We start from the raw sequence: 21,649 nt of genomic DNA on the forward strand, positions 1-21,649 counted from the left end.
GAAATGCGTTCCCAACAAAGGCACCAACAAGCCCATATAAAAAGATGCCGCCATAAACGGTTCTTTGCGCCACATAAAGGCGCTCACAATCATAGACTCTCTCAGCCACGATCGCTTCCACCGCATTTACTGTTTTAAATCATCTATCAATGGTAATTCTTCTGTATATCATTAGTATCCATATCAAAAATAAAGGAGCCACATTCTATCGTCGTTGTTACGCAATCTATACGCTCCTGTCGACGACACCTGTCGCTCCTTCATCAGACTATAGTAGCACACACAGCCCTACCTAGCCCGTTATCGCTATATGCTATCCTACTCTGCTATGGTGCAGTGCTAACTACATATATAAATCAAATTATGTATGCACCGTTTACGCATGTATCAACAATCAGCCGTTAAAGCCACGTAACTTACTAGCCGCTACCAAACGTTTTAGCGCTACCATATATGCAGCTAAGCGCGGATATACCTTGTATTCCTGTTGCATAGCCCATACTTCTTCAAAGCTGCGCTTCATATTTTTTTCCAAACGATCGTTAACTTCTTCTTCCGTCCAGTACAAACCTTCTTTGTTTTGTACCCATTCGTAATAAGAAGTAACAACGCCACCGCCATTAGTCAATACATCCGGCAAGATATCTACGCCTTTATCATAGAAATACAAGTCTGCTTCATTTGTCGTCGGCCCGTTAGCCCCTTCCAAAAGAAGCTTAGCCTTAACATCTTTCATATTATCGCCATTAATCTGGTTTTCCAAGGCAGCTAAGTATAATACATCAACATCCAATAAAAGCAGTTCTTTATTGTCGATAACTGTCATGCCCGGTTCTTCATAGCCTTCCAAGGATCGACCGTGCGTATTAGCATATTCATACGCTTTTTCTACATCGATGCCGTTTTCATTGTAGATGGATCCGTGAACATCACCGATAGCTACAATCTTACAGCCTTCACGATGCATGAGAAGTGCCCCTACACTGCCTACGTTACCAAAGCCCTGAACAGCAATCGTCACATCAGACATCTTTTTGCCCTTCTTTTCCAAATAGCTTTTCAATGTAAACATGCAACCACGACCGGTAGCTTCGTTACGTCCCAATGAGCCGCCTACTTCCAGTGGTTTACCGGTTACAACTCCGGGTGACCAAACACCTTTTAAAGTACTGAATTCATCTACAATCCATGCCATAATTTGAGGATTGGTATTTACATCCGGTGCCGGTACATCCGTATCTACTCCGATAATCGGGGCAATCTTGCGTACAAAACCGCGCGTCAGACGTTCCAGTTCGCGTTTACTTAATTTTTTCGGATCTACTTTGATACCGCCTTTACCACCGCCGTACGGTAAGTGAGCGATGGAATTCTTTATTGTCATCCAAGCAGCCAATGCACGCACTTCGTTTTCATCTGCATCGGGATGGAAACGAATGCCCCCTTTAGCTGCCCCCATAATTGTACTGTGTTGTGTACGATAGCCATTGAATACTTCAATGTGGCCGTCATCCATTTGTACCGGAATCGATACGCTCAGTTCACGTTCCGGATGGCGAATCACTTCATAATCATTACGCGTTAAGCCCAATTTCTGAGCTGCTTCGTCAAGTGTATTCAACATATTTTCATAAGGATTGTACTTTGCCATAGTCGTATCACCTCATATAGAATAACAGGTTTGCAAAACCAACCGTCTTGCTCATCTTCACTATACCACAGGGATAATTAAAAATATATCTCAAATTTCTATTTACGCATAATACGATGATTAAAAGTTATATCTAAACAATTAGATAATAACTAAAACGACCGGGTCTGTCATAGACCCGGTCGTTAGATTTCAAACTATACCATGAGAAATCAATATAGGCAAATCATTCAGTTTTATGTACTTCTATAGACTATATATCAATTAATCATCTATTGGGACTCCTTATGCCCCATAAAAATAAACTATTTTTAATCAATGGCAATATCGAGCTCTACCGGGCAATGATCGCTACCAAAAATTTGCGGATGAATCTTTGCTTCTGTAATACTATTATCCAAACGTTTGGAAGTAATAAAGTAATCAATTCTCCACCCTACATTTCTATCGCGCGCTTTTCCCATATAGGACCACCAACTATACGCATCGGTTACATCCGGATATAAATGACGGAAGGTATCCGTAAAACCTGCTGCCAATAGTTCTGTCATTTTAGATCGCTCTTCATCGGTAAAGCCTGCATTTTTGTGATTGGTCTTCGGATTTTTCAAATCGATTTCTTCATGTGCTACATTGAGGTCACCGCAAAGAATCACCGGCTTTTTCGCATCCAGCTCCAGCAAATAATTACGGAATGCATCTTCCCATGTCATTCGATACGCAAGTCGTGCCAATCCTCGCTGACTGTTCGGCGTGTAGCAGGTCACCACATAGCAATGCTCATACTCCGCCGTAATAACGCGTCCTTCCTGGTCGTGTTCTTCAATGCCGATACCATAGGTAACACTGATTGGCTCCGTTTTAGTAAAAAGTGCCGTACCGCTGTACCCCTTCTTCACCGCACTGTTCCAATACTGGTGATAACCGGGCAATTCCAATTCAATCTGGTGGGGCTGTAGTTTGGTTTCCTGCAAACAAAATACATCCGCATCAAGTTCGTTAAAGCTATCCATGAAGCCTTTCGTCACTGCTGCCCGCAGGCCGTTTACATTCCAAGAAATAAGTTTCATACATTCCTCCTCACACAATACGTACCATCATTTTGTATCACGCCGTTTCCGTGCCTCTTCGGCCCGGCGCCTACGGCGGTGCGCGTCAAGATATAAACTGGCCGCCAAAAGAATCAATGCCGCCACATTCACCACCGTAAAACCAAAGCTATACATATGATACAGAATATACGCAAACACAATAACATACAATAATTTATATAAGGTTTGCAAACGAAACCCTCCTATACATTAGTTTTAATCATCCATCGTTTCCGTGCCCGTAGCAATCACCGCATTCTCATAGCTAATCCAGTCACTAAAACTGCCAAGGTACAATGCTACGGGAATATTTAATTCATCCACGGCTAGCATTTCGATGGGTGCCGTAATACCGGAGCCACAATACAACACGGTTTTCTTGGTTGAGTTAAGAAGCGGCTTGAATATTTCCCTCAACTCCGCCTCCGGCTTTAAGCCATCCGCTGTATAAGGTAATTCATAATAAATATTAATCGCTGTCGGTATATGGCCGGCTACAGGATCTAGCGGTTCCACTTCACCGCGATAGCGTTCGGGTGCACGCACATCTACAAGAATCTTCTCCTGCGATGCGGTAAGAGCCACCACTTCCTCATGACTAACAAGCCAATTCTCACGCCACTGCGGCACAAAAGACGACGGAGCCGGATTAGGTGTCTCTGCCTGTGTCAACGGATACCCTTCCCGTTGCCAACGGCCAATGCCACCGGCCAGTACTTTTACATTTTCAATCCCGGCATAGCGTAACATCCACCACAGTCGGCCCACACCGGTCATCCAATCATCATAAATAACTACTGTAGATGTAATCGTAAGTCCCAATCGCCGCAGCGTTTCTGCAAAATTATCCTTCGTCGGTAACGGATGACGGCCACCGTGCGCTTCCACAGGTTTTGTCAAATCCCGTTCTACGTCGAGAGCTAAGGCTCCTTCGATGTGACCCGCCTCGTAAGGCCCCTTACCGCGTACATCAATAATCACAAGGTTCCCCTGCGCTTGTAATGTATGTAACTCCTTTGGTGTAATAAAATTTTTCATACATCTCAACTCCTTCTTCACAACATAATTGAATCCGCACGTCATCAAATTACATCAATGCTTCATCATACACAGCCCTCGGTCCACCGATATATTTAGGGCGCACCCGAGCCGCCGTCAAATGAGCTTCACCGATTGCCTTCACGGCTAACCGCACCGGCACGGCTACATGTTTTAAATGCATACCGATAAACGTGTCACCAATATCAAGACCTGCATCGGCCTTGATATATTCCACAACCACCGGATCCGTCATTCGACCGAAAGCCGTCGTTGCCATAGCACCGCCTGCATGTAACTGCGGTACAGCATTACAAATATACAAATCATTGCGCTCCGCCACAGAACGCTCTGTTACAATGGCTCTGTTTAAATGTTCGCAGCACTGAAAAGCCAAGGCAAAACCTTTTTCTTTAGCCACCGCAGCCAATGCTTCGTAAATAGCCACGCCAATATCCGGTCCCGATGCAGTACCAATTTTCTTACCCTGCACTTCGCTGGTAGAACAGCCAATAACCATAATTTGACCTTCCTTCAGTTTGGCTTTATCCGCTAACTCCATTGCTGCTTGCGTTATTTCTGCTTTAATTCGTGCCAACCCTTCCATGAATAGTCCCTCTTTTCTTTGCTATGTATTGCCATATCTATTGCATCGTTGCTTAAACCATGTGTAAGCTCTTTATTCAAACTAACTATTAAGTGTTTTAACAAATAATTCACCGGTTTCTCCGAACCGTCTTTCAAATTACTCGTCATCATCGGCTTCATCCAATAAATAATCCTTTGCCATCCAACGCTTAGTAGCCGTAAAGGTAATCGTTACCCATTTTTCTTCGGCTCGCCCACCGATAGCTTCATCAATTTCATTGCGAATCGCATCCAACTCCACTATGCGTTGATGCTCATAATTTTTGGGGATTAAAATATCGATTTCAATGATCTTTGTCTTCCCATAAGCCTGCACGCTGCTTACATAATCCTTAAAATGATAGCGCTCCATGAATTCATCCATAATTCGCTGAATACGATTATGCAACTCCATCGGTGCCACTCCCATAATTTGTTTCATAGAAGGCACCAAAATTTTTATAGCACTGGGAAGCATTTGTATGGACAAAGCGATAAGTACCACCGGATCCACATATCGCGCATAGATGGCCCATTCCGTTTGTTCCAATCCCCATGCAAACAGAAAGCTGATAAGAATGCCTGCCGAAAGCACCGCATCAATGGACCAACTAATGTTATCGAACTTAACCAAATTGGATTTTAACCGTTTATTCACGGCATGCACATAAAAATAATAGGCTGCGTCAGCTATGGTGAATACCAATGCGTAAATTACGATGGGCCCTGCCTTTACAATCGTCCCCGGACCCAATAAACTCATAATCCCCGTCATCAATGCATAGATAACGAAAAGCAATGTAAAGCCGCCTTCCACAATTAACACCAGTGGCTCAAATTGCCAATAGCCGAACTGAAAGCGTTTGCTTGTTTCACGGGATATGAGCTTAGATGTCATAATCATCATAATTTTTATGATAACTGCCATGAACGATACGATACCATCAAGAAGTACCGCAGCCGATCCGGTGAATACCCCCATCAACGTACCACTGATAGCCACCATGAACATGAGCAAAGCCGACTGCCACAGCAGTCGTTGTTCAATCACTTGCTTATCTATCATAGTATCACTCACCTCCCATATGCTCTATTGTACCACGTCAATGCAGCCAAGTAAAAATCGCTCTCAATCTTCGTTACGGCTATCCCCAAAATTCATAATACCCCTTACCCATTTCTCTTTTATTAAAATTATTCATAGCTTAACGTTTTATACTACTATTTATTTTCTAAACGGGCTATTATAAGAAGAGATGCCTCTTGCATTCATTCAGAACTCGGATTTCTCTACTCACTGACTACGATACCAATAAGGAGGTTCTTATGAATTTTATCATTCAAAACGGTACGATTTGTACATCCGACCGTCATTTTATCGGTGATATTGTCGTTACCGGCGATACTATAACGGCTATTACAGCACCGCAGACAGCTCAGCTCTCACATCCGGCGCATCAGATTATCGATGCTACGGGACGCTACATCGTGCCCGGCGGCATTGATCCTCACACACATTTTGACCTACAGCAATCGCCGCAGTATCGTGCTTGCGATGATTTTTATGACGGCGGAGTAGCTGCGGCTTGCGGCGGCACCACTACTATCATTGACCATATGGCCTTCGGCCCTGGCGGCTGCGATTTACATCATCAATTCAATGTATATCGACAACTGGCCGAACGTTGTCCCATTGATTACAGCTTCCACGGCGTCTTCCAACATATGTCCGAGGACATTCTTCGCGAACTGCCGTCCCTAGTGACCGAAGAAGGATTCCCTTCCTTTAAGGCTTACACGACTTACGGTTCCCCTATGTTCGACCGCGATCTTTTCCGCATACTGAAAGCAATGAAGCCCATCAACGGCTTACTCACCGTCCACGCCGAAAATGATGCCATCACCAACGAACTTCGCGACATGTTAGCACCGGATGAAATTCTACCGGCCGCTCAAGCTACCACCCGTCCCAATGAAGCCGAGTCCATTACTATCAGTACCCTACTGGGTCTTGCCAAAGCTGCCGATAATGCGCCCGTATATATTGTTCATTTATCGGCCCATGAAAGTTTGGAAGAAGTGCGCTTAGCTCGTCGTGAAGGACAACCGCATATTTACGTGGAAACGTGTCCACAATATTTACTTTTAACGGATGATAAATTCTCGGACGGCGGTCCAATGGAAGGTATCAAATACATGCTGGCTCCACCATTACGCAAAAAGCATGATAATGATGCTCTTTGGAACGGACTGGCCAACGGTGATATCCAGGTAGTGGCTACCGATCATTGTCCGTTTACCATCGAAGAAAAGCAAGCCAACGTAGCTGACTTCCGACGTTGCCCGGGCGGTGTATCCGGGGTAGAAGAACGCATGCCGCTCCTCTTCAGCGAAGGTGTACTCAAGGGACGATTAACACCGGAACGATTCGTTCAAGTCACGGCTACTAACGCTGCTCGCATCTTCGGTATTTCTCACAAAGGTGATATTAAAGAAGGCTATGATGCCGATCTTGTCATCATCAATCCTACCGACACGCACGAGTTCAATGCGCACACGTTACATACTACCTGCCACTACTCACCGTACGAAGGTATTACGGCCCATTGCTCCATTGAACGCGTATTCCTTCGCGGTACACTCATCGCCGAGCACAATGAATTCCGCGGCCAACGAGGCGGCGGTACGCTCCTTCATCGACGTCGCACCGAAGTGTAATTAATACGTGCAGTCTCTGTAAAAAATACGACAAGAGGGTTACTCATATTACAATCAGGTCATTTTTAAGACCCTAGCGATACGACATGAGTAGCCCTCTTTGTTATTTATTCCTTCAACATGTAGCCGAAAGCCTTCTTCGTTCCATCTAGCTGTTCGGTAATATACACACCTTGAATCTCCGGAGCAAATCCCGGTAACCGATTAATCCCTTCTTCCAAAGCCAGAAAATATTGTTGTGCTGTTTCCGACCACCGCTCTCCCGGCTGCACGCAAATAACACCCGGCGGATACGGCAATGCCCCTTCTAAGGCGATGCGTCCCAGCGCCTCGCTAAGCGGTACCAATTCACCCAGCCCGCGTACAAAATCTATATTCGCTTCTTGCGGGGACTTCACATACTCCGGTAAATAGTCTGCCAAGAACAATCGTTTTTGTAATTCGCTCACATTGCGGCTGCAATAAAAATCATGCATTTCTTGACACAATCGACGAATGGTATAGCCTTGATATGTATCAATATGACGGTAATACACGGACGGCAATACCTCTTGCATCGGTGCATCCGCATCAATCAGCTTCTCAAAACGAACCAACGCCGCTACCAGATTATCCATTTTCGTACGATTTTCTGCCGGTGTCAGTAGGAAAAGAATCGTATTAAGATCACACTTTTCCGGGATAATCCCGTTCTCGCGCAGATAATGAGCTAAAATCGTAGCCGGTATACCGAACTCTTCATACTCACCGGTTTCTACATGAATGCCCGGCGTAATAAGCTGAAATTTACAAGGATCTATAAAATACTGTCCTGCACCATATCCTTCGAAAGAATGCCAACGCCCATTAGGGGTAAATGCAAAATACGCTTTGTCCTCAGCCATTGCTGCTGTATTGCCATCCTGCCATGGTGCATCATGTACAACAGGAGGTATTAATGGACGCACATAACGACAATTTCGTAAAACCGATTTGCGCGCTTCGATTCCCAACTCAACACAGCGTCTCCATAACCAACGGCCTGCCTCTCCTTCATGCATTTTGGCATTTACATCGAGAGCCGCGAACAGCGGATAAAACGGTGAAGTAGATGCATGCATCATAAAGGCATTATTGACCCGTTTGTGATCCACATAACGGGCTTGCCCTTTGATATGACTGTCCTTCTTGTGAATTTGCGAGGTCTGTGAAAAACCGGCTTGCTGCTTATGTACCGATTGCGTAACAAAAATGCCCGGATCATCCGGTCCTAAGGTAAGCAGTAAAGGACTGCAATCTTTCATCATCGGAATAAACTGCTCATAACCAACCCAAGCGGAATCAAAAAGAATATAGTCACAAAGATGCCCGATTTTATCAACTACCTGACGCGCATTATAAACAACACCATCATACGTTCCCAATTGAATAACAGCTAAACGAACGGGGCGCTTGGCCTTGGCTTTTTCCGGATCCCGTTTAGCGATGAGTTCACGAATATACGCTTCCTCAAAACAACGTTCCGTAATACCGCCGATAGATCCGAAGGGATTACGTGCCGTTTCCAAATATACCGGCATCGCCCCGGCCTGCACCAAAGCTCCGTGTGAAACAGATTTATGATTATTTCTGTCATAAAGCACGATATCACCCGGCGCCAACAACGCATTAAGCACAACCTTGTTAGCCGCTGATGTACCGTTTAATACAAAATATGTTTTATCCGCATTGAAAACCTCTGCCGCATGACGCTGTGCATCATATGCCGGTCCTTCGTGAATAAGAAGATCTCCTAAAGCTACGTCCGCATTACACAAGTCACTGCGAAATACAGTTTCTCCGTAAAAATCATACAGCGCACGCCCTGCCGGGTGCTGTCTAAAAAAAGCGCCTCCTTGGTGTCCCGGACAATCAAACTGAGAATGCCCCGCCTTCACATATTGCGCTAAGGCTCTGAAAAACGGCGGCAACATCGTCGCTTCATACCGTGCAGCAGCTGCTTCTATACGATGGGCAAACAGAATTTGGTCACCGCTGTTTCCATCAATGACATGCCTAACTTTTTTAAGTAGCCTATCATCTATCGGCTCTTTTCCGGTAGCCAAACAAATAACGGGAATTCCATAAGCACGTACCATATCATCATCTGCCAACGCCTCTTCTTTATCGATAATCACCAATGCTGCTACAGCACTGTAATCTGCATTGATTGCATCAACGATACTACGCCGGCCCACCGTAGGTACGTAGGTGCGTGCCGCCTCCGTCATAGCAATAACTAATTGATTCACTGTAACCTCCTCATCGTCTCTCTTTTCCTATAGAACTCTATACACTATGTATCTTGCGATACCAACTTTCACTAAGTAGTATTTATTATAAACTACGGACTCCTTTTTCAACAATAACGAATACCTGCCATAACTTCCAATTGTCTAAATCACAGTTTTATGGTAGTCTAATAGCAACTGTTAATGACTATCACTCAAACGGGGATGTGACTAGCCTAACAACAGCTTGCGTATAGTTGAGAATCAAGAGAAAAAAGGAGAGATGATACGTATGAAATTAAAACGTTTATTGGCCCCTCTATTAATCGGTGTGTTAGCCCTAGGCATCGCCGGTTGCGGGCAAAGCAGTAACAATGACAAGGAAATTCGCATCGGTGCCACTGCCGGTCCGCACGCCGAAGTTGTGGAAGCCGTTGCCAAGGAAGCTGCCAAAGAGGGTATTAAAATTAAAGTCGTAGAATTTTCCGACTATATTACACCCAATAAAGCATTAGCCTCCGGCGATTTAGAATTAGACAGCTATCAACACGTGCCTTTCCTGGAAAACTTTAATAAACAAAACGGTACGGATTTAGTGCCAATCGGCAAGACTATTCTTATGCGCATGGGACTGTACAGTAATAAAATTCACAATCCCGCCGATATTCCGGATGGCGCTATCGTAGCTGTACCTAACGATCCTACCAACGGTGGTCGCGGCCTGGCACTGCTCGCCAAGGCCGGGCTGATTACATTGAAAGATGGCGTAGGCTTCAAGGCCACACCTGCCGATATTACATCCAATCCTAAACATTTAGTCATCAAAGAATTGGAAGCGGCACAATTACCGCGTAGTCTTGACGATGTAACCGTTGCCGCTATTCCGATGAACTATGTAATGAGCGCCGGCATCGATGTAGCTAAGCAGGGTATCTTCTTGGAACCGAAGGATGAACCGTTAGCCGTTATGGTACTGGCTGTACGCGCTAAAGATAAGGACAATGAAACCTACAAAAAAATTGCCGCTATTTACCATTCCGATGCAGTAAAAAAATTCATTGCCGATAAGTTCCACGGCACCATCGAACCGGCAGAATAGAGACAGGTCAAAGCGCTAAATAACAAGCCTCCTTCTTTATGTTTCGGCTAACGCTGCCATCAATACCGGAATATGACTGTGCACCACATCCTTGGCTGCCGTCAGCAATGTCACCGGTCCCGACTGTAATCGTTCAGCCACAGCATGCACAAATGCGGGCCATGCTTTGTTTTGTTCTATTTCCATACGATAAGCGGCTGCAAATTGTTCATAGCTGATATCTTTATGATGATACGCCTTTCGCAATTCTGCGGAAGGCGTTATTTCTTTGCGCCAAGCGGTGAGCTTAGCTTCTTCTTTTTTTATACCTCGCGGCCACAGGCGATCCACCAAAATACGGGCTCCATCCTCAGGTGTGGCTTTATCATAAATTCGTTTATAACTAAGTTGTCCTTTCATGAGATGACTCCTTTCGCAACGCAATGCAAGATGAAATATAAAGCAGGCCCTGCCACCAATTCATTTCGGTAGCATAAAGCCTGCGTTTTCTTTAACAGCGATATCTGTATTGTATCACCGTGCTGCTTTTTATTTTGTTGTCGTTGCACCCTCTACCGATTCATGTGCTGCCCGCACTTCTTCATCATCGGTAAACTCTTCATGTACGATAGGGCGTTTGTTCATCCCTTTGCCATAATACGCCAGAGTTAAGATGGCGATAAACAGCCAACCAATAATCAGTGACGCCCGCGTGTCTTCATTAATCCACATGCCCACCGTTACCAACGCTAAAAAGCCTAAACAAAAATAATTGGCGTATGGATATAACGGAGATTTAAAAGGATGTTTAGCCATTGCTTCCTTGCCCCAACGTTTGCGGAAATTCTTTTGCGCACCGGCGAGTACAAACCAGGATACCATAGCGGGAAATACACTGGCGCTGTATACATAAAGAAACAGCTTTGAGTCGGGAATTAAATAATTAAGTACTACGCCTAAACAGAGTACTGCCATAGTAAAATATATTCCGTTCCGCGGTACCCCCGATTGTGATAATTTGCCGAACGCCTTCGGTGCCTGTCCGTTACACGCCAAGGTGTAGAGCATGCGGCCACAGCTATAGACGCCGCTGTTACAACCGGACAGTGCTGCCGTCAACACTACGAAGTTAATAATCCCCGCCGCACTGGCAATGCCTACCCGCGTAAATGTCTGCACGAAGGGACTCCCCATCATGCCCAATTCGTTCCAAGGATAAATGCAAAGAATAATAAAAATAGCGCCTACGTAAAAAATAAGAATACGCCATACAATGTTCTTAACCGCTTTCATCAATGTTTTACGCGGCTCTTGCGCTTCACCGGCTGTAATGCCTACCAATTCCACACCTTGGAAGGCAGCCGCCACTACGCACATAGCCGCTACCATTCCATCCAAGCCGTGCGGAAAAAATCCGCCATGCTCCCACAAATTGCTTAAACCGATAGGCACGCCGTCATTACCAAAACCAAACGCAATCATCATAACGCCTACTACCAGCATGAATACGATAGTAGCTACCTTAACAAAAGCAAACCAAAACTCAAACTCTCCGTAATACTTAACGGACGCAATGTTAGCCGTCACAATAATGGCCATGGCAACCAACGCGGAAATCCAATGCGGTATATCCGGAAACCAATAACTCATATAGATTCCCACCGCGGTCAGCTCCGCCAGTCCTACGGTGGCCCACATAAACCAATAACACCACGCCGTAATAAATCCGATGTACGGTGAAATATACCGATATCCATAGGATGCAAATGATCCCGGTACCGGTTCCAAATAAAGCATTTCCCCCATAATGCGCATAATCAAAAACATTACTACACCGGCTATAGCGTAGCAAATCAGCACTGATGGGCCCGCCGTCTGAATCGTACTGGCCGATCCCATAAACAAGCCGACGCCGATTGTTCCGCCTAGTGCAATCATTTCCACGTGACGCGGCTTTAATTTTCGCTCCAACTTTTTCTCTTCCATCATCAATTCTCCTTATCGCTTGCACATTGCCCGCTCACAGACAATGTATCCCCAATTATCTGAGCACTGCCGGGAATCCGTTGGCACGCAACGTTTTTAATAATCCCTGCACATGTTCTTCATTCATTGTCTCCAGTTCCAGCGCCACATGAACATAGCCCACTTCAATATCGCGCTGGCTGCGATCATGGAAAATACTCAGGATATTAGCATTACTGTCGGACACCAATTTCGTCAACGATGCCAACACATACGGACGGTCTTCCACAACGACATCAAAATATGCCCGGCGCCATGACTGTACCAATCCATTATTAATAATGCGATCAATAATATTTACATCAATGTTACCACCACTTACCAAGGCAACTACATTTTTGCCTTCGATACCGGTAATCTTATGATTCATCAAGGCTGCTACCGGACATGCCCCGGCTCCTTCTGCAGCCGTCTTTACGCGTTCTAATAAGAAGAGGATAGCACCGGCAATCTCGCTTTCATCGACTGTCACGATATCATCTACATATTTTTTTACCAGCTCAAAGGTAACATCGCCCGGTGTGCCCACAGTAATTCCATCAGCTAAGCTTTTATGTGAAGGCACCGTTGTTAGTTTGTCATCTTCCACGGACACCTTCATAGATGGCATGCCTGCCGTCTGCACACCGACGATACGGATAGACGGTTTAATGGCCTTCGCCGCTACGGCGATACCGGAAATTAAACCGCCTCCACCGATAGGCACGACAATAACATCGGTTTCCGGTACATCTTCCAGAATTTCCAAGGCAATGGTTCCCTGCCCGGCGATAACCAGCGGATCATTAAAAGGATGACAGAAGGTCAGTCCTTTTTCTTTTTCCAATTCACAGGCTTTATCATACGCATCGCTGTAAAAATCTCCGGCTAAAACGACATCCGCTCCATAACTACGAGTAGCGTCAATTTTAGACAACGGCGCATTCGATGGCATGCAAATAGTGGCCTTTACGCCGTACTCGCTGGCTGCCAATGCCACGCCCTGCGCATGATTACCGGCGGATGAGGCCACGATGCCTCGTGCTTTTTCTGCTTCACTGAGAGAAGCTACCTTATTATATGCACCGCGTAGTTTGAAAGATCCTGTACGCTGTAAATTTTCCATCTTTAAAAATACATTGCAATGACTGCAAGTACTAACAGCGGTAGACTGCATAATTGCCGTGTGCTGCGCCACACCATTCAACCGTTCTTTGGCAGCTCTCACCATATCCAATGTTACTGTATCCATAGATACCTCCTTTGGCCGGTCGGCCTTTTACCTAACGGGAATATCCCTCTTTCTTCCGCCCTCATAACACATCTTCATCAAAGGACACATCCAACGGGCGACGTTCCACAAGATTACGATATTTATATTTAGGGTAGCCCACCATGATGGCACCTGCCACTTTTTGTCCATCCGGAATATCTAACAAATCCAGTAGCTCATCCCAGCCGTACTGAGCACAGTATTCTACAAACCCTGACCAGCAACTGCCTAAGCCAAGCGTCGGAGCAAACAGCTCTGCATAAGATAAGCAGAAATGTCCGCTGTCACGACCGCGATCAAACATTTTTTCCGACGTCACTGCCAATATCAATGTAGGAGCATCATGCAAAATAAAATCCTGCCCCCGTTTTACGCACATATCTGCACCGCGTGCATATAAACGCATACGTGCATTTTTCTTCCCCATCATGTGCATCCAATTCAATACGGCTACGCTGATTTTTTTCAGTGTCTCTTTATTCTGTATTACTCGAAACGAAATGCCCTGGCTATTGGTAGCCGTCGGTGCCATTCGTGCTACATTAAGCAAACGCACTAAATCTTCACGAGGTACCGGCAGATCCTTATACACGCGGATAGATCGGCGACGCCGTAAAAACAATTCCGCTTCATCCGGCGACAAAGTTGTCTGATTTGGCAGAACCGGCTGCTCAGCACGCGGCGTCATATCATAATCCAAAGCCATAGTCGGACATACGGCCACGCAATGACCACATTTAAGGCATCCCCCTCTGTCCGGTTGCGGTCCATTTTCCGTCATCACCAATAATCCCGTCGGGCACTCCGCCACACATATACCGCATCGAGTACAGACTTCTGTATTCACTGTAAAATTCATACGTTACGACCTCCGTCATGGCGACTCTACTTTGATTATACACTATTCGCAAACAATTCATGTCTTTTCTACATGAATATATTCTATAGTTCGCAAAATTCAAGCTATGCAGTAAGAATCACCGTTTCACATAAAAAGCACACCACCATAATTCCTTGTGATGCGCTTTTCTGTCTATTATAAACAAACATTCTTCCTATACTAATCTATCGTACCATATATTTTACGGATAGCCAATACATGTACGTTAATAAAGGTATATCATTTCCTTAAATCATGTATGCATATCTGTCGTATCACTTAACTTTCTTCTATTCTACATATATAGCACTTTGTATATATTCCAAGAGTATCCTATTTTCTCTATCCCATTATAAACTCCTATAAATTCGCATGGACAAAACCCTTTTTAGGTTATACTATAAGAATAGTTGGTTACTATGTACCGAGAGTGCATCGTGACAACTATTTGTGAGTTTTATCTATGTGTTACTCATATGTAAGGAGAAATAAAATTATTATGGAACTATTACGAACTGAGCAACTTTCCTTCACAGCCGGGAATACCCACATCCGTTATCCCGACCTTGTGGTGGAAGCGAATAAAATGACATTTCTTTCCGGCCCCAGCGGGTGCGGCAAAAGTACGCTATTTCGCTTATTAAACGGTACGCTGACCCAAACAGCCGGTCGTATTTTTTATCGCGGCACCGACACCCTCACCATGGATACCTTGGAGCTGCGTCGTCAAATTCTCTTAGTTAATCAACAAGCCTATCTTTTTGATGGCACCGTAGAAGATAATTTCCGTATTTACAATCAATACCGACATCAGCCGGTACCGGCCAAGTCAGCCATAAAGGAATACCTTTACATCGCCTCGGCTCATTTTGATCCTACTCACGAAACCGCGCGCCTATCCGGCGGTGAACGCCAACGCGTATTCAATGCAGTAATGCTATCCTTGGGTGCTGACGTCTACTTGTGGGATGAACCAAGCTCGGCTCTCGATACGATTACAGCTAATGCTTTTTTCTATCGCTTGCGTGCCTTCAATGCCGATCGCGGTATTACCTCACTGGTCATCACACATGATGATTCGCTGATTCCTACTTTTAGCGATGCCTTAATTACCTTAGATGCTCCGCGTCTTAGTAGTATATCATCGGCTACGGCTGCATCATCGACAAATCAACATGACTAATTGAGAAAGGAGTTACTTATCATGACAGAATCGCTAAGTATGCAGCTATCCGGATTTGCTTCCATCTATTTATTGCTGCTTATCGTCGGTGCTATTTTTAAAAAGTGCCACATTCAACAAACAAAATTCTTACTTCTTGCCAGCTTACAAATGACTGTACAGCTCATTATTGCCGGCTACGTATTATTATATATTTTTAAATATCCGTCACCGATTTTTACCTGTACCTACCTGGCCTTGATGATTGGCTTCGCCATTCATCGTGCCTTAAATAAAAATAAATGGCTCAACAATAAATTTAAATGGATTACCATTCTTTCCATTGTATTAAGCGGTGCTTTTATCGTTGGATTTATGATGATTGCCGTTATTCAAAAAGATATTTTCACACCACAATATATCATCCCAATCAGCGGTATGCTGGTCAGCGCTATCATGAACGGTAGCACGTTAGCCCTGAAAGCCTTTCGTGAATCCATGGACGGACAACGCAATCGTATCGAAGTACTGATGAACATCGGTACTCCGCCGCAAGAAATTGTTCATCCCTTTGTTAACCAAGCTATGGAAACTGCTTTATTACCTACCTTGAACAACATGGTAGGCATGGGTATTGTTTCTTTGCCGGGCATGATGACCGGTCAGATTCTTGCCGGTGCGTTGCCGAATGAAGCTGTACTTTATCAAATTACTATTATGATTGCAAACTCTACCGCCGTTAGCCTCGTATCCTTTGCTACGCTTTACTTTGGCTGTCGCACATTGTGGAACGATCGCTATCAAATTACTATTCCTTCAGCTAAATAAAGAAAAGACCCTTTCTCCACTAAAAAGGAAACACTATACCTCGGCAGAAATTCTTTTATACATACACTAAAAATGTATGTACAAAACCCCGTCATATATCCATAGAAGCTATCGCAACACATAGCTTTTTAGGACAATATAACGGGGTTTTATTATTACGCTTTTACAGGATCATGCTTCTACAGTTTCCTTCTTATCATTGTTAATTAACGCAGCGTCATTATAGGCATCCTTATCAAATGTACCCATGAGCTTATCCACGACAATAGCATTTGTCATGGAACCACTAACATTTAACATGGTACGGCCCATATCGACAATTGGGTCAACAGCCAACACCGGAGAAATCATCCCGAAGTACGCGCCGAGTCCCGTACCGGATAAAGATACAGAAGCAGCCATCGTCGCCGTTCCCGGAATACCGGCAATACCCAAAGAGCCGAGAGCAATAACGATAACACTCATTACATACATGGTCATATCCAACGGCACACCGGCTACATTAGAAATGTACACAATGCAAAGTGCCGGGAATACGCCGGCGCACCCCTGCATGCCGGCCGTGGTACCAAAGCTGGCTACCGTATTTGCTGTCGCCGGATTTACACCAAGCTTACCGGTCAACGCACTTACCGTAGCCGGCAAAACCCCCATACTGGAGCGAGATGTAAAGGCTAACAGCAATACAGCTTTTGCTTTACGGAAATACATAATCGGGCTCACACCAAACATCATTAGCAGTAGGGACTGAACTACGAGCATAATAGCTACCCCCACATAAATTAAGATGATGAACAGCCCCATATCAGCAATGGCCTGGAATCCTTTTTGTGCCAATGTAGATGCTAACAAAGCCAATACACCGTATGGCATAAGGCCAATAACAAAATCAGCTACCCATGAAATAACGAGATGCAATTCATTGAAAAGCTTGGTTACCATAGCAAGGCTGTCTGTACCGGTTTGTTTAATCAATCGTGCCACGCCACCGACAATAACACCGAAAACAACAACAGCGATAACATTTGTCGTAGCCATAGCATTCACCGGATTATTTGGAATTAATGCACGCAACGTATCTACAACCGGTTTAACTTCACGCATTTTAGAAGCACCGGCTTCTGCATTCATCCCGGCTCCAAGATGTGTAACAGATCCCAATACAAGACCGACAATCGCAGCGATAGCAACCATAATCAAGGCGACTGCCGCCGTAGAAGATACCAACTTTTTAAGATTAGCGCCTTGGCTCATGTTCAAAATAACATGCACGATAGAAATAAATACCAAAGGAATAACCAACATGCGAATCAAATCAATAAATCCGCCACCGATGAGTGAAAACCACTTTGTGCTTTCCTTAATGTATACAACTTTCATCGGATCATTCGGGAATCCAGCGATAATCTGTACGGCAAATCCTAACACTGCCCCTAAAATCGTACCGGTAATAACCAGTGTTCCAAAAGATGTCTTTTGCCGCTGCAAATAAAATACAAATCCCAGCAAAATTAGAAACAGAATCAAAATACCAATAGTCATCGGACTACTAATCATCAGAAACTGTTGAAAAAATGGTATATCCATACCTTTCACCTCGTATCAATAAATTCTGAATGTGACTGCCACATTATAGCACAGTTAAATTCCTATCACAACTATATAATTTTAAAGTTATTCTAGTAAACTAATGCAGATACACCGATGCTTTGCAGTCGTTTTGTTTCCACAACTTGTAGTATGCCTTATATATTCCAGTACACAAAGATACATTATAAAAAAACTCCGACAGCCTTCCCGCACCGGCAGTGTGCAGGAAAACATATCGGAGTTCTTTACCTATATTACTTTAGTATGTCCCACAATCATTATACAGGGCACACTGCATACCGATTAACGGCTATATTCTTATTCTACCAAAATGAAAGTTACATTGATAGGACCGTGAACACCAACAACACGAACCAATTCAATATCCGCTGTATTGGACGGACCGGAAATATGCACCACATTAGACGGGAAATCCGCCGGGTTTTCACGATATGCATCCGCTAAAAGTGCCATAGACTGCGTCATACGCGGTACAATGGAATCCGTACGAAGTACAGCAATATGTGTCAACGGCAAGAGGCCGATAGAACGACCGCTTTCCTGCATACTCGGCTGAATAACCGTAGCTGTTTCTGCAATCCCCAAAATCGGGAAGGTGATCCCAATTTCAGCAACCTTTGCTTCATCGATATTAGCCTGACGACCTTTTGCCGGATCCCACTGTACAAAGTGTGCAACATCTTCGCCTACAGTAGCAAAGGCATCCTTTAAGCCGTACTGTTCAACTTCTTCGGTACACGGGTAGATAACTTTCCCGCCACCTCGTTCCTGAATTTCATTCAAAATAGTGCCGGCTAAGCTGGCTTCATCAGTTACGATATATTTGGTGCCTACTTTTTCACATTCTACCTTGAACATATCAATAATCTGTTCTTGCGTCATGTCCGCATACATCTTGCCCTGTGGGCCTTTCTGATAGGCGTAGGGAGCTACATAGTTAGGGATTTCGCTGCGGCCTAACACATGAGAAATGCGGTGAAAAAATGCTTTGCGTTTTGCTTCATCCATTGTTATGTCTCCTTACTTTCTCTTCTTCGCTTCGTATTCAGCGTATACATCACGGAATTTCTTGAGTTTCAACGTGCCCATATCTTTGGCCTTCGTCCAACCACCTACTACCGGTAAGAGTTTAGTCCAGTCAGCCATAACACCGTTCTTACTCATCAGCTTCATACCGATGGCACCGAGCTTAGTACCATAGTCGAAGAGGAAGGAATTACCGAATACAGTAGCCACTGTCTTGAAGATAGCTTCTTCTGCAGCCGGGCGCAAGTGTGCCTTATCCGCAATATTAACACGATGTTTCAAAAGTAATTCGTGGAGTGGAATCTTAACCGGGCAATGTTCCCAACATTCGCCGCACAACGTAGAAGCATACGGAAGATCTCCGGCTTTTTCATAGCCTACAAGAAGCGGTGTCAATACGGCACCCATCGGCCCCGGATAAATAGAACCATATGCATGACCCGTAATATGACGATATACCGGGCAAATATTCATACAAGCACCGCAACGAATGCAGCGAAGCATAGATTCAAATTCACCGCCCAAAATATTACTGCGGCCGTTATCTACGATAATAATGTGAAGTTCTTCCGGACCATCACATTCACCCGGTTTTGCCGGGCCGGTAATCATAGAGTAGTAGTTGGAAATTTTCGCGCCAACGGAGGAGCGAACAAGCATTTCCATCATTACGTCCAAAGCGGCAAAGTCCGGTACCAATCGTTCCATACCCATAAGACAAATCATCGTCTTCGGCATAGAACTACTCATACGACCGTTACCTTCGTTACTTACAATAGTAATCGTACCGGTTTCGGCTACGGCAAAGTTACAACCGGTAAAACCGATGTCGGCACGCAAGAAACGATCACGAATACGTTTACGTACAAAACGCGTCATTTCTTCCGGATCTTCCGTACCATTGTAACCCAATTTATCATGGAATACCTGACGAATACGATTGCGTTCGAAGTGGAGAGCCGGAACTACGATGTGAGACGGCGGATTCCAGTCGGCCGTTTGAAGAATGAATTCAGCTAAGTCTGTTTCATTAACTTCTACGCCATTATTCATTAATGCTTCGTTCAAACTAATTTCTTCGGATACCATCGTCTTGCCTTTTACTACCATCTTGGCATTCTTGGCACGTACGACTTCCATTACATATTCGTTGGCTTCCTTCGCATCCGTTGCAAAATGTACATGTGCACCGGCTTTTTCAGCGTTTTCTGCAAACTGATTTAAATAGTAATCAAGATTTTTAAGCACATGGTCACGGATTTCGGCCGCTTCTTCACGGAACTCTTCCCATTCCGGAACCTGATCCACCAAGGCTTTACGTTTAGCATAGAATACGTCCTGCGCGGTCTGGATAGCTTTTACCTTAAAATCGTCGGCAAGACTTTCCTTTACGCGAGTCTTAAAGGGGCGCTGATCATATAAAATAGCCATCTTCCGTTCCTCCTAGCGACAATTTAATAGCTCTGCGATATGCATTACTTTGATGCGACGGTCAATTTCGCCGTCTTTGTACATACGATCCAACATACCTTCGATATTCATAAGGCATGCCTGGTCGCTACCGGCCACTACGTTTGCGCCGGATTCATAAATTGTCATCGCCTTTTCGCGCGTCATAACCGCAGAAATTTCAGGCTGTTTTACCGTAAAGGTACCGCCAAAACCGCAGCAACGTTCTGCACGATGCATCGGCAAATATTCGAGACCGCGAATATTTTCGAGAAGTTTCATCGGCTGTTCTTTAATCCCCATAAGACGAGTTACGTGGCAGGACTTGTGGTACGTTACTTTATCTCTGAAAGTAGCGCCTACATCGGTCACGCCCAATACATCTACGATAAACTGCGTAAATTCATAGATGTGATCGCTCAATCGAGCGGCACGAGCGAGCCATTCCGGTTCATCTTTTAAAATTTCGCGATATTCATCGCGAATGGCAAAAGCACAGGATCCGGACATGCTTACTACATAATCGGCATTTTCAAAGGTTTCAATCGTATTCTTGATTGCTGCCTTGGCTGCCTGATTGTAGCCCGAGTTGGTAAACATCTGACCACAGCATACCTGTTTCTTTGGTACCGTGATATCACAGCCTAACCGTTCCAGCACCTGTACGCCGGCCATCCCAACGTGGGGATAAAACATGTCAATCAAACATTGTGAAAATAAATGAATTTTCATTTCCTCACATCCTCAACTTTCCTACGTACTTACACTTTAATTTGATTACCCACACTTGCGTATAACATGTCTCGCAACGCTGCCAGGCAGAGAGGCTTATGTATTCGCACGGAAATCATCAATCATCACCATCATTATATAGAATATTTTTATCAAAGTCCAAAGGTTTGCAATATTGGCAAATGTCCCTCTCCATATAACAAAAACGCATACACATTTTTATATAAAGTAA

General features: G+C 44.6%; 19 protein-coding genes. 4 read left to right on the plus strand and 15 right to left on the minus strand.

Features of this window, described 5'->3' with window-relative positions:
- Positions 1–394 precede the first annotated feature (394 nt).
- The 6 genes from G344_RS0103045 to G344_RS0103070 form a co-directional block, all read right to left on the minus strand.
- On the minus strand, positions 395–1,651 hold the full coding sequence (locus G344_RS0103045) for a Glu/Leu/Phe/Val family dehydrogenase (RefSeq protein ID WP_028254902.1): 1,257 nt from the start codon (positions 1,649–1,651) through the stop codon (positions 395–397).
- A gap of 311 nt (positions 1,652–1,962) precedes the next feature.
- A complete protein-coding gene (locus G344_RS0103050; protein WP_028254903.1) occupies positions 1,963–2,721 on the minus strand; it encodes an exodeoxyribonuclease III in 759 nt (252 codons plus the stop codon).
- 27 nt (positions 2,722–2,748) lie between these two features.
- Positions 2,749–2,934: a hypothetical protein gene (locus G344_RS0103055; protein ID WP_028254904.1), complete on the minus strand. Its 186-nt coding sequence runs from the start codon at positions 2,932–2,934 to the stop codon at positions 2,749–2,751.
- 24 nt (positions 2,935–2,958) lie between these two features.
- The gene (locus G344_RS0103060; protein WP_028254905.1) at positions 2,959–3,780 is read right to left on the minus strand and encodes a sulfurtransferase; all 822 of its coding nucleotides are present in this window, start codon (positions 3,778–3,780) and stop codon (positions 2,959–2,961) included.
- Positions 3,781–3,829: 49 nt separating this feature from the next.
- Positions 3,830–4,387 carry a TIGR01440 family protein gene (locus G344_RS0103065; RefSeq protein ID WP_028254906.1) on the minus strand — a complete coding sequence of 186 codons (558 nt, stop codon included), beginning with the start codon at positions 4,385–4,387 and terminating at the stop codon, positions 3,830–3,832.
- A gap of 138 nt (positions 4,388–4,525) precedes the next feature.
- Positions 4,526–5,473, minus strand: a complete 948-nt coding sequence (locus G344_RS0103070) for a cation diffusion facilitator family transporter (RefSeq protein WP_028254907.1) — start codon at positions 5,471–5,473, stop codon at positions 4,526–4,528.
- 260 nt (positions 5,474–5,733) lie between these two features.
- On the opposite strand from G344_RS0103070, the gene hydA reads away from it, so the two are divergent.
- Complete coding sequence (hydA, locus tag G344_RS0103075) at positions 5,734–7,125, plus strand: dihydropyrimidinase (RefSeq protein ID WP_028254908.1); 1,392 nt, start codon at positions 5,734–5,736, stop codon at positions 7,123–7,125.
- 107 nt (positions 7,126–7,232) lie between these two features.
- Here hydA and speC read toward each other — a convergent pair whose 3' ends face one another.
- Positions 7,233–9,395 (minus strand): ornithine decarboxylase, encoded by a 2,163-nt coding sequence (speC, locus tag G344_RS0103080; protein WP_028254909.1) that lies wholly within the window; start codon positions 9,393–9,395, stop codon positions 7,233–7,235.
- Between the two features lie 271 nt (positions 9,396–9,666).
- Here speC and G344_RS0103085 point away from each other — a divergent pair, with 271 nt between their 5' ends.
- A complete protein-coding gene (locus G344_RS0103085; RefSeq protein WP_028254910.1) occupies positions 9,667–10,473 on the plus strand; it encodes a MetQ/NlpA family ABC transporter substrate-binding protein in 807 nt (268 codons plus the stop codon).
- Positions 10,474–10,509: 36 nt separating this feature from the next.
- Here G344_RS0103085 and G344_RS0103090 read toward each other — a convergent pair whose 3' ends face one another.
- The 4 genes from G344_RS0103090 to G344_RS0103105 form a co-directional block, all read right to left on the minus strand.
- Positions 10,510–10,872 carry a DUF488 domain-containing protein gene (locus G344_RS0103090; RefSeq protein ID WP_028254911.1) on the minus strand — a complete coding sequence of 121 codons (363 nt, stop codon included), beginning with the start codon at positions 10,870–10,872 and terminating at the stop codon, positions 10,510–10,512.
- A 129-nt stretch (positions 10,873–11,001) separates the two neighbouring features.
- A complete protein-coding gene (locus tag G344_RS10565; RefSeq protein WP_051245702.1) occupies positions 11,002–12,438 on the minus strand; it encodes an amino acid permease in 1,437 nt (478 codons plus the stop codon).
- Positions 12,439–12,493: 55 nt separating this feature from the next.
- Positions 12,494–13,708 (minus strand): threonine ammonia-lyase, encoded by a 1,215-nt coding sequence (gene ilvA, locus G344_RS0103100; RefSeq protein ID WP_071838086.1) that lies wholly within the window; start codon positions 13,706–13,708, stop codon positions 12,494–12,496.
- Positions 13,709–13,769: 61 nt separating this feature from the next.
- Complete coding sequence (locus tag G344_RS0103105; RefSeq protein WP_028254913.1) at positions 13,770–14,588, minus strand: nitroreductase family protein; 819 nt, start codon at positions 14,586–14,588, stop codon at positions 13,770–13,772.
- A 520-nt stretch (positions 14,589–15,108) separates the two neighbouring features.
- Here G344_RS0103105 and G344_RS10570 point away from each other — a divergent pair.
- Together G344_RS10570 and G344_RS0103115 are read left to right on the plus strand one after the other, a co-directional pair.
- The gene (locus G344_RS10570) at positions 15,109–15,792 is read left to right on the plus strand and encodes an ABC transporter ATP-binding protein (protein WP_051245705.1); all 684 of its coding nucleotides are present in this window, start codon (positions 15,109–15,111) and stop codon (positions 15,790–15,792) included.
- A gap of 21 nt (positions 15,793–15,813) precedes the next feature.
- Positions 15,814–16,599 (plus strand): ABC transporter permease, encoded by a 786-nt coding sequence (locus tag G344_RS0103115; RefSeq protein ID WP_028254914.1) that lies wholly within the window; start codon positions 15,814–15,816, stop codon positions 16,597–16,599.
- 171 nt (positions 16,600–16,770) lie between these two features.
- On the opposite strand, the gene G344_RS0103120 is transcribed toward G344_RS0103115, so the two are convergent.
- The 4 genes from G344_RS0103120 to G344_RS0103135 form a co-directional block, all read right to left on the minus strand.
- Complete coding sequence (locus G344_RS0103120) at positions 16,771–18,186, minus strand: cation:dicarboxylate symporter family transporter (RefSeq protein WP_028254915.1); 1,416 nt, start codon at positions 18,184–18,186, stop codon at positions 16,771–16,773.
- Between the two features lie 321 nt (positions 18,187–18,507).
- On the minus strand, positions 18,508–19,218 hold the full coding sequence (locus G344_RS0103125) for a LutC/YkgG family protein (RefSeq protein ID WP_028254916.1): 711 nt from the start codon (positions 19,216–19,218) through the stop codon (positions 18,508–18,510).
- 12 nt (positions 19,219–19,230) lie between these two features.
- Positions 19,231–20,667 carry a LutB/LldF family L-lactate oxidation iron-sulfur protein gene (locus tag G344_RS0103130; RefSeq protein WP_028254917.1) on the minus strand — a complete coding sequence of 479 codons (1,437 nt, stop codon included), beginning with the start codon at positions 20,665–20,667 and terminating at the stop codon, positions 19,231–19,233.
- A gap of 12 nt (positions 20,668–20,679) precedes the next feature.
- Positions 20,680–21,417: a (Fe-S)-binding protein gene (locus tag G344_RS0103135; protein ID WP_028254918.1), complete on the minus strand. Its 738-nt coding sequence runs from the start codon at positions 21,415–21,417 to the stop codon at positions 20,680–20,682.
- Positions 21,418–21,649 lie beyond the last annotated feature (232 nt).

Origin of the sequence: Veillonella magna DSM 19857 (genome assembly GCF_000428745.1) — a bacterium.
Lineage (GTDB): Bacteria > Bacillota > Negativicutes > Veillonellales > Veillonellaceae > Veillonella_A > Veillonella_A magna.